The 8417-nt window shown below is 48.6% G+C and carries 9 protein-coding genes and 2 tRNA genes; 3 read left to right on the top strand and 8 right to left on the bottom strand.

From position 1 onward, the window contains the following. Positions 1-521 precede the first annotated feature (521 nt). A complete protein-coding gene (locus ACLUYS_RS08405) occupies positions 522-1274 on the top strand; it encodes a copper homeostasis protein CutC (protein ID WP_230267778.1) in 753 nt (250 codons plus the stop codon). A gap of 114 nt (positions 1275-1388) precedes the next feature. Here the strand turns inward: ACLUYS_RS08405 and ACLUYS_RS08400 are convergent, their stop codons facing one another. From ACLUYS_RS08400 to ACLUYS_RS08375, 6 genes are all read right to left on the bottom strand, one after another. Next, positions 1389-1580, bottom strand: a complete 192-nt coding sequence (locus ACLUYS_RS08400) for a hypothetical protein (protein WP_230267777.1) — start codon at positions 1578-1580, stop codon at positions 1389-1391. A gap of 561 nt (positions 1581-2141) precedes the next feature. Continuing rightward, on the bottom strand, positions 2142-2456 hold the full coding sequence (locus ACLUYS_RS08395) for a PTS sugar transporter subunit IIB (protein ID WP_230267776.1): 315 nt from the start codon (positions 2454-2456) through the stop codon (positions 2142-2144). 93 nt (positions 2457-2549) lie between these two features. Next, entirely contained in the window at positions 2550-2921 is a 372-nt protein-coding gene (locus ACLUYS_RS08390) for a PTS lactose/cellobiose transporter subunit IIA (protein WP_412659590.1), read from the bottom strand. Between the two features lie 2 nt (positions 2922-2923). Beyond that, a complete protein-coding gene (locus ACLUYS_RS08385; RefSeq protein WP_412659589.1) occupies positions 2924-3733 on the bottom strand; it encodes an alpha/beta hydrolase in 810 nt (269 codons plus the stop codon). Positions 3734-4257: 524 nt separating this feature from the next. Then, positions 4258-4334 (bottom strand) — tRNA-Arg (locus tag ACLUYS_RS08380). Between the two features lie 63 nt (positions 4335-4397). Then, positions 4398-4473 (bottom strand) — tRNA-Arg (locus ACLUYS_RS08375). Between the two features lie 377 nt (positions 4474-4850). Here ACLUYS_RS08375 and ACLUYS_RS08370 point away from each other — a divergent pair. Beyond that, on the top strand, positions 4851-5699 hold the full coding sequence (locus ACLUYS_RS08370; protein WP_230267773.1) for a patatin family protein: 849 nt from the start codon (positions 4851-4853) through the stop codon (positions 5697-5699). 165 nt (positions 5700-5864) lie between these two features. On the opposite strand, the gene ACLUYS_RS08365 is transcribed toward ACLUYS_RS08370, so the two are convergent. Both ACLUYS_RS08365 and ACLUYS_RS08360 read right to left on the bottom strand, forming a co-directional pair. Then, a complete protein-coding gene (locus tag ACLUYS_RS08365; RefSeq protein ID WP_230267772.1) occupies positions 5865-7226 on the bottom strand; it encodes a circularly permuted type 2 ATP-grasp protein in 1362 nt (453 codons plus the stop codon). A gap of 9 nt (positions 7227-7235) precedes the next feature. Beyond that, the gene (locus ACLUYS_RS08360; RefSeq protein ID WP_353887486.1) at positions 7236-7790 is read right to left on the bottom strand and encodes a DJ-1/PfpI family protein; all 555 of its coding nucleotides are present in this window, start codon (positions 7788-7790) and stop codon (positions 7236-7238) included. A 361-nt stretch (positions 7791-8151) separates the two neighbouring features. On the opposite strand from ACLUYS_RS08360, the gene ACLUYS_RS08355 reads away from it, so the two are divergent. Then, positions 8152-8417: DUF308 domain-containing protein (locus ACLUYS_RS08355; protein WP_412659588.1), on the top strand; the 266-nt coding region annotated here is incomplete at its 3' end.

Below are 8417 nucleotides of genomic sequence, written 5' to 3'. Positions count from 1 at the left end.
CTAAAGGTGATTTGATGCGTTTTGGAAGTCATTTCCTTAACGCTCACTTAGAATACCACAGCATTTTCTCCTATGCAAGCATTATTTGTGAATTTTTAAAATATTTTCACATCTAGGAATTGCTAGAGATTCAACTGTGTTCTTCAAGCGGCTGTCTGATTTCAAACAGCTTTGTTAAGATACTCCATCTTTACGGAGTCTGTCAAATTAAAGCACTCGCGGCGAGCCTTCAGAAAATTGAAATAGTAAATTCCAGTCCTGGGGGAAATACGGAAATTGAAACGGTAAATTCCAGTTCGGATCTTACCTTTCCCAAAGGCCCCGTCTTCTTTCCAGCCCCTGCTCTAACCCCCGCTGTTAAAATGGAGGGAGATTGCAGAACGTTCCTGCGACGGACGCTCAAAATGCAGAATTTCCATTCTGCGGTTTTGAGCCGTGCCCACAGCGAGAACGTTCGATTCCCATACATTCGATTTTCATACATATAAGAAGAGAAAGAAGAAAAGGAAACCGAAACTTTTATGAAAACGACATTTGAAGTGTGTGCCGGCTCCCTCGCGGACTGCCTGGCTGCGCAAAATGGCGGAGCGGATCGAATTGAGCTGAACAGCGCGCTTGCTCTTGGCGGTCTGTCTCCTTCCCTGCGCGTGCTCAAGGAAGCCAAAGCGCAGTGTTCCATTCCCATCATCTGCATGGTTCGGCCCCGTGAAGCGGGATTTCATTACAGCCCCGAAGAATTTTCGCTCATGCTTCTGGAAGCCAGAGACTTTCTGGACTCTGGAGCCGACGGAATTGCCTTTGGCTTTTTGCGGGCGGATGGAACGATCGATCCGGACCAGACCCTGCAGATGGTTACGCTGATCCACACGTATCCAGACAAAGAGGCGGTCTTTCATCGGGCGATCGATGTCGTTCCGGACTACAGCCAGGCCATTCAGACACTGATCGATCTGAACGTGGATCGCATTTTGACCAGCGGTACACAGTCATCTGCACCAAAAGGCGCTCTGGTATTCAAGGAAATCCAGCAGCGCTATGGTGATCAGATTCAGATCCTGGCCGGTGCTGGGCTCAATCCAGAAAACGTTGGAGACTTCCTTCGTCAAAGCGGAGTACACCAGGTCCATTCTTCCGCAAAATCCTGGAAAAGAGACCCGACGACTCAGAGAGGCGAAGTCAGCTATTCCGCCTATCCAGGCGAACATGCGATGGATTATCCATGCGCCAGTGTGGAGGTCATCCGCGTCTTTCGCCAAGCCTGCGATACGATCTGATCTTTTCGAATGCACTGAATTCACTCTGTCTTTTCAAAAAAAAAGGGATGCAGCGGCATCCCTTTTTTAAGCGCCTGATCAAACAGGGCTGTATTTATTCTTTGAAGTTCTGGACTAGAGGGTTGTAGATTCGAGCTCGCTCTCAGTCTCGTTCTGAAGATCTTCATCCTGACGCCAGAGCATTTCCAGAAGCTGTCCGAACCGTCTATCCTGATCAGCCGGAGTCTTCTGGATCTTATCCTCATCGACAAGTACTTTTACGTCACCAAGTTCTTTCATCTGTAAATTCTCGACTTCTTTAGACATGTGTGCTTCCTCCTTACTCATTGGACTGTCCAGTCGATTGGAGCAGTGAACGGATATATTGAAAACTATCTAAATCGTACTTTTTATTTTCAAGGATTTTCAATGGACTTTCTAAAGTTTTCTTTAACAGATTTCAATCATTTTTATTATGAATAGATTGCTTTATCTATATTTTGGGTCCTCTGCCTCAGTCGAGTTTTCCAAGGTCCATTTTGGATTTTCCCAATTTATGAAAATTCTCTCAAATCTAACGCTCTTATTTTTACATTTTTTCAGTAAATTTACGGGGTGTTTTCTTGCAATCGTCCTCTTTTTATGATGTTTCGCATGTTTTGGATAATTTATTGCACAGAAAACGTTTTTGACGACTGTTTCCTTTCGTTCGTTATCTTTTCTTTTCTGGCTTCTTAGCAATTCGGCAAAATTCCGCTTGGGATCCGATTCGTTTCTTCCTCCCGTTCACGAAAAAAGAGGTGCGACAGCACCCCTTCTGGTTTCGTGAATTCATTTCATTATTCGTGTTTGCGCAGACAGATCGGCTGTCGACGCGGATGGGTTTCATCAGGCCTTGCGGGCCTTTTTCTCTTTGGCGACGGTTTCTGCCAGCGCGAGAATTTCCTTGGCGTTAGCCAGCGCATAGTCCCGGGAAGAAATGACGCCTACAGGTACGCCCAGACGTTTTTCCACTTCCTCTTTGTAGTAGCCGATCTGCGGACCAAGCAGAACCGCGTCCGCATGACGGGAAACCGGATAATAATCTCCCAGACCGCGGGAAGTCAGTTCATACGGCAGTTTCCGGCTCGAAATGTACTCCTCTACTTTTTTGACGATCCAGCTTGAGGTAAGTCCGCCGGAACAAATTAGATCAATTCTCATTTCCTCTCCTTTTTCCCTTTACAGGTTTGCGGATCTGGCTTTGGACAGACTGCTTGGTGACGTGCAGTCCGCCTGATTTTGAAGCAGAGGGATTCAATGCCGATCTTCAAGTTCGTTCAGACGTTTTTCGAGTCTGGACGTACGCTCTTCCAGTCGGGTCTGCGTTTTAATCAGGCTGATCATCTGTTCCGCAAGTTCAAGAACGACCGAAGCCGAGCTCAGATGGTCCTGGGAATGCACCAGCAGGACGTTGACCTGCCGTGTTTTTCCGTTCATTTCCTCAAAAAGGACATCCGTCTGCGCCCGATGGGTTTTGTCATACGCCTTGCGGCTTTTCGCCAGACATTCTTCGCATCGGGTGTAGTCCCCTTTTCTGGCTGCTGAAACGGCTTCGAGAGCCAGAGAGCGGGATTCCGATGCATCCGCAATCATTCCAAAAGATATCATATCAAGATCGGTATTCATGTTCATACTCCTGTCAGTGAATTGACTGCGATGGATGTATTTTCCGGTTCATCCCAGAGGAAATGGAAAACCGCTTCATTCTGAGCACCCCATGAGGCTTCATCATGCCGTCCGTCCTCCGCGATCACGACTTTTCCCAGTCCGCCGCGATCGATCAGAGAATTCCGGTATTCATCCAGCAGCATCTGTGCTTCCATTCTCTGCCTCGGCGAAAGCTCCTGGGAACCAAACGACCAGTAAATCCGGGTATCTGGATCGAGAACGGTCTGTTCGTATTCTCTGGAAATCTCCTCTTCACATACCGCAAAGGACGGGGAAAGGCATGCAGCTTTTGAAAACACTTCATTATGGTGGATCACCGCATAAAAAGCCATCAGGCCGCCCATGGAGCTGCCTGCGATCGCGGTTGCTTCTCTTTGCGGCCAGGTTCGATAGGTGGAATCAATTTCAGGTTTCAGTTTCTGAATAATCCATTCCATCAGCACGGCACCCTTTCCTGCCGTTTCCCCGTAAAACGTCTGGGCAAGCGCATACGGCGTGTATTCGTGAAGCCGGTTCTGTCCCCGGATATCGCATTCAATGCCCACAACAATGACTTTGCGCTGCGCGGCATCGAGATAGTCCTTCAGTTTCCAGGACGTTCCAAACGTTGCCTGTTCATCGTAGAAGAGATTCTGACCGTCAAACATACCGTCAAACATATAGAGGACGGGATAGCGTTCCTCGCTCTGGTAATAGTCATCTGGAAGGTAGACATCCACAAAGCCAAGCCGGTTGAGCGGAGTGATTCGGACAGGTACTTTACTGATCATAAAAGAGTTCCTTTCTTCGAAAGATCTGTTCTTTCTCATTGTACCGTATCGAATCCAGCGATAATTTAAGGATTAAAAACCCGTAAAAAATATTCACACGAACATCTGTTTACTAGCTTTATTTTTAATTTGGATGACTTATTTTAATTGTATTCGTCTTTTTATCAAACTTCACTTTTATTCCACTACCACAATTGAGCCTGATTTGTTATTATCAAAATGTTCGTTCCGGTTGAAATTTCCACCAGAATCTCCCTTCCGGGACGAACAAAGAAGCCGCTCTGCGGCTTTTTTTAATGCTCGGGCAATTATTCACTTGTTTATACTGCACGATCATATTTTTAAACTTTCATTCTTCCCGGCGATTCTCAAAAGAATGTGAAATTTTACCTTTCCGAGAAAGAATTTATCTTTTCAAAGTGGCCGTAAAAATCATTTTCGGTGCCTTGCCTAAGCGGCGAATTATGATGTTCGTCCAAACAGAAAAAAGCGGAAGCCTGAGATCAGACTTCCGGGACTGGCGATGGCGTCCACGAGAGGATTTGAACCTCCGACCCCACGCTTAGGAGGCGTGTGCTCTATCCAGCTGAGCTACGTGGACAATGCAGATCGCAAAGCAGACATATAAAGAGAAAGTCAGCTTTCGCTGACTCGAATTTTCTAATGGCGCACCCGAGAGGACTCGAACCTCCAACCACCAGAATCGGAATCTGTTACTCTATCCATTGAGCTACGGGCACATGTACAGCTATTATAAAACCTCACTCCTCTCTTTTCAAGCGGGCCAAAAACAGGTCTGGACAAAGAGCGAATCCGGCCTGCCGCACCAACGAAATCTTAATATTCTTTTTGCTGCGTTTGTTTTTCCTCTTATCGCACGTTCTGTTATGCGCTGCATCGCGCACAGTCCCGCGTATTTCGCCTTGCAATTTGCCCTTCTATTCCTTTATCCCATCTGCTTTTGTACATTCCGGCCGTTCTGTTGAAGAAAGAACGGCCGTTTCTCTTGAAAACACAAACGTCCCGGTCAAATATGAAATCTGTCTGAAACTCTATTTTTCTTTTTTCCGAAAACTTTTCCGAAAACTTTTTCAGACATCAGGAGGTTAATTCAAGAATGAAAACTGCAGTAATTGATGTTGGCGGCGGCATGCGCGGCATGTATGCGGCGGGCGTTCTCGATGCCTGCCTCGAAGAACACGTTCATTTTGATATCGCAATCGGCGTGAGCGCCGGCAGCGCCAACCTGGCCAGCTTTATCGCCGGGCAGATCGGACGGACGTACAAATTTTACCGGGACTATTCCGGACGTCCGGAATACATGTCGGCCTCGAACTTTCTGCGCAGCGGCTCCTATATCGACATGGACTACATTTACAGTTTCCTTTCGAACACAGACGGTGAATATCCCCTCGCCTACAAAGCCATGAAAGAAAATCCTGCGGAGCTGATCGTTGTAGCGACCAACGCCATCACCGGCAAGCCTGCCTATTTCGACAGTTCCTGGATGGACGAAGACCAGTATGACATTTTCAAGGCCAGCTGTTCGATTCCCGTTGTAAACAAACCGTATCCAGTCGGAGGCATTCCGTTTTTTGACGGTGCGCTTTCCGATCCCGTTCCCATCGACAAAGCCATTGAACTCGGTGCGGATAAAATTGTTCTGATTCTCACCAAGCCCTCGGATCTGGTGCGCTCAAGCCGCAAGGATGTAACATTAGCTTCCTTCATGGGCCATTATCCCCTCGCCGCGCAGGGCCTTCGCGAACGCGCTGCCCGCTACAACAAAGACGTAGAGCGGGCTTTGCAGATGGAAAAGGAAGGCAAGGTTCTCGTCATCGCGCCAAACGATACATGCGGCGTCGATACGCTCAACCGCAATCCGGAACAGCTTCATCATCTTTATCTCAAAGGCTTCAAGGACGGTTTGAAAATTGCCGAATTCATAAAGCCCGAAGAGAAATAGATCTCCGTTTTTTTCGATCCAGCTCTATATACATGCATACCCCGTCCGGGATAAGGCCAGAAGGCAGAATCCCGGACGGGGTATTTCTGTACTGGATTTTTGTTGGGAAACTTTCTGTCCGTATTGTGCCAGACAGAACCAGACGTTCTGGCCAAAGGGACGGACTTACTGAGAATCTCTATCCTCGTCTGCAAAGAAGGTCGGGACCATCCGTTCGTTATACTGCGTGGAAACGATACCGGCATCGGACAGGCGGGAATACACGCCCGCAAAATGGCCGTTATACACATACAGACCGGTCAGGTTGGCGTAGCCGATAAAGCCGTGATCGCTCAGCAGGTCAATGTTTTCGCTGCGATAATGCGGCACGTATTCCTGGACAATGAACGGCTGTCCTGTCAGATCTTCGAGCAGCTGCTTCCAGCGCTCCTGGGAAAGATCGACCCCCGCGTACACGCCTTTGGCGCCATAGCCTTCCTTCGGTTTAATAATCCACTGATCCTTATGTTCGAGAAGCCGGGTAAGATCGGCATCACTCAGATCCATGGACTGCGGCAGGTGCGCATCGAGAAACGCGCATTCCTGCGGCGTGAAATACTGGCGAAGCACCGGCGAAAACAGAGCTTCGCTGATCGCCTTGGAGTGAATGACCTGCGTCTGGAAATTGCCGACCAGAACGACGGCCTGTTTGCGAACGGCTTCCAGAAAATCCGTCGATTCATCGTATTTTTCCAGAACGTCGCTCGTCACCGCCCGACGGTAAATCGCGTCAAACGCGGTATTCGTCTTTTTGCTTCGAAGTGCCTTTCCATCGAACACAAAATCGCGGACATCCACGACTTCGCAGACATAGCCTTTGGCTTCAAACAAGTCGCGAAACGCGTACAGCTCGGGCAGATAGGCGTTTTCCAGATAATCGCTGATCGCAATGGCAGGCTTGTCTTCCACTCCGGCTTCCTTCACGTCCTGCAGAAAACTTTCGGCCCAGCTGTCCATCAGTTCCTGATGACGCACAGCCGGTTTCAGATCGTTCCATACATTGTTCAGCGCCATGAATTCGTCCATCATCTGGTTTTCATACATGGCGGACGTTCCGTCGGTGTTGAATTCGCAGACTTTGAACGAGCCGTCGTCTTCGTTATAAAAAATGTCGATGCGAAGCATGGGAATCGCGCTCGAATAGCGGTTATCGATCTGAATCAGTTCTTCGAGTTTTGCATCAAAACCGAACAGTTTTCGCACCTCGGGATTTGCTTTGTAGGCGGCAATCGTCTTTTCAAAAATGCCATAAAACTGATCGCAAAGATGCGCAAACGCTTTTTCATCCGCATCGGAAAAGAACTTTGGCATGTGCAGCGTCCGCGTGTAAATGGCCACCGGATTCACCGCGCCGGGTACTTCGTATTCGAGCGGCGAGTTCTGAATGGCGCGCGACGTTTTCAGGGCGCTCAGATGACTTTGCGTCGGATTCTGCCGAATATGCCCCAGCCAGCTTTGTTCCAGTTTCGTAACTGCTTTAGACTTCATTACTCACGCTCACTTCACGTAAATCGAAGCCTTCAGCTGATCAAGCTTTTCCTTGCCTAGCAGGGCTTCGATCAGAGCATAGGCAAAGTCGATCGAGTAGCCCGCGGAACGGCCGGTAATCAGTTTTCCGTCCGTTACGGTTCCCTGCTCTTTATAGCTGCCTTTAAAGTCTTCGTTCATGGACGTAAAGCAGGTGTAGTTCTTGCCTTCCAGCAGGCCCATATGGCCAAGGATCGTCGGAGCGGCACAAATCGCGCCGACAATCTGGTTTGGATTGTTCCAGGCTTCCCGGATGACTTCGAGCGCTTTTGGATTTTTTTCAAGCAGCGCATAGTGCGGACCGCCTGGGATAATCAGGGCATCCGCCTGTGAAAAGTCATAGAGATCCATAGGGATCATTGGAGAATAGATGATTCCAAAGCGGCCGGTTCCTTCGCGCAGGTTGGCCGCGCTGACCAGGTCCACCGCAATGCCGGCTCGTTTGAGCAGAGCAATCGGGCCCATGGCCTCAAGTTCTTCAAATCCGTTGTCCATCAGTACAGCGGCTTTTTTCATAATTACCATCTCTCTTTCTGCAGTTTCATCTTACCTTTTTCGGCGCTCAGGACGGATGCGTTTGCCATAGGGAAATCGCTGTAAGCAAGAAAAATGACATGCTGTCGAGTTTGTTCCTTTCCCTCCCTTCCGCATTCACTTTCTTCTTTTCTTCCTCTGAACCGTTCTGGTTTGTCGAGCCAGCACCGGTCCATCCGTTTTTGAGCGTCTGTTTCTTCGATCCGCTTCTTACGTTCTGCTTCAGAAAGGCAGTCTTTGCGTTTAGACAGTACGGTCGTTCTATCTATCTCTTTCGACTCTTTCGGGCCTGCCTGCTTTTATTGCCTTTCAATTCGGCGATAATGGAGACAGAAGATCTGGAGGTTTTCAAATGAAAAGGTATATGTTTAATTTCAACGTAAAGGATACGCTCGTTCTGGCGCTTCTTTATCTGCTTTGCGGACTGGCGCTCTGCTTCTTCCAGGGCAGCATTCTGACGACCGTCGTCCGCATCATCGGCATTGTTCTGATCGCCTATGGCGCCTACATGCTTTACGTCTATTTCGGCGTCCACAAATCCGCCGATACAGCTCCTATGTTTTCCGGCGTTCCGTCTTTGATTCTCGGTCTGATCATGGTGTGCTGGCCGCATACGAT

Origin of the sequence: Allobaculum sp. (assembly GCF_047010065.1) — a bacterium.
Classification (GTDB): Bacteria; Bacillota_I; Bacilli_A; order Erysipelotrichales; family Erysipelotrichaceae; genus Allobaculum; species Allobaculum fili.
The sequence above is the reverse complement of the archived record's forward strand: the minus strand, read 5'-3'. Positions and strand labels throughout refer to the sequence as shown.

Coding starts and splice junctions, on each gene's coding strand:
- ACLUYS_RS08405 (WP_230267778.1), top strand. CDS start 522: ATGAAAACGACATTTGAAGTGTGTGCCGGCTCCCTCGCGGACTGCCTG.
- ACLUYS_RS08400 (WP_230267777.1), bottom strand. CDS start 1,580: ATGTCTAAAGAAGTCGAGAATTTACAGATGAAAGAACTTGGTGACGTA.
- ACLUYS_RS08395 (WP_230267776.1), bottom strand. CDS start 2,456: ATGAGAATTGATCTAATTTGTTCCGGCGGACTTACCTCAAGCTGGATC.
- ACLUYS_RS08390 (WP_412659590.1), bottom strand. CDS start 2,921: ATGAATACCGATCTTGATATGATATCTTTTGGAATGATTGCGGATGCA.
- ACLUYS_RS08385 (WP_412659589.1), bottom strand. CDS start 3,733: ATGATCAGTAAAGTACCTGTCCGAATCACTCCGCTCAACCGGCTTGGC.
- ACLUYS_RS08370 (WP_230267773.1), top strand. CDS start 4,851: ATGAAAACTGCAGTAATTGATGTTGGCGGCGGCATGCGCGGCATGTAT.
- ACLUYS_RS08365 (WP_230267772.1), bottom strand. CDS start 7,226: ATGAAGTCTAAAGCAGTTACGAAACTGGAACAAAGCTGGCTGGGGCAT.
- ACLUYS_RS08360 (WP_353887486.1), bottom strand. CDS start 7,790: ATGGTAATTATGAAAAAAGCCGCTGTACTGATGGACAACGGATTTGAA.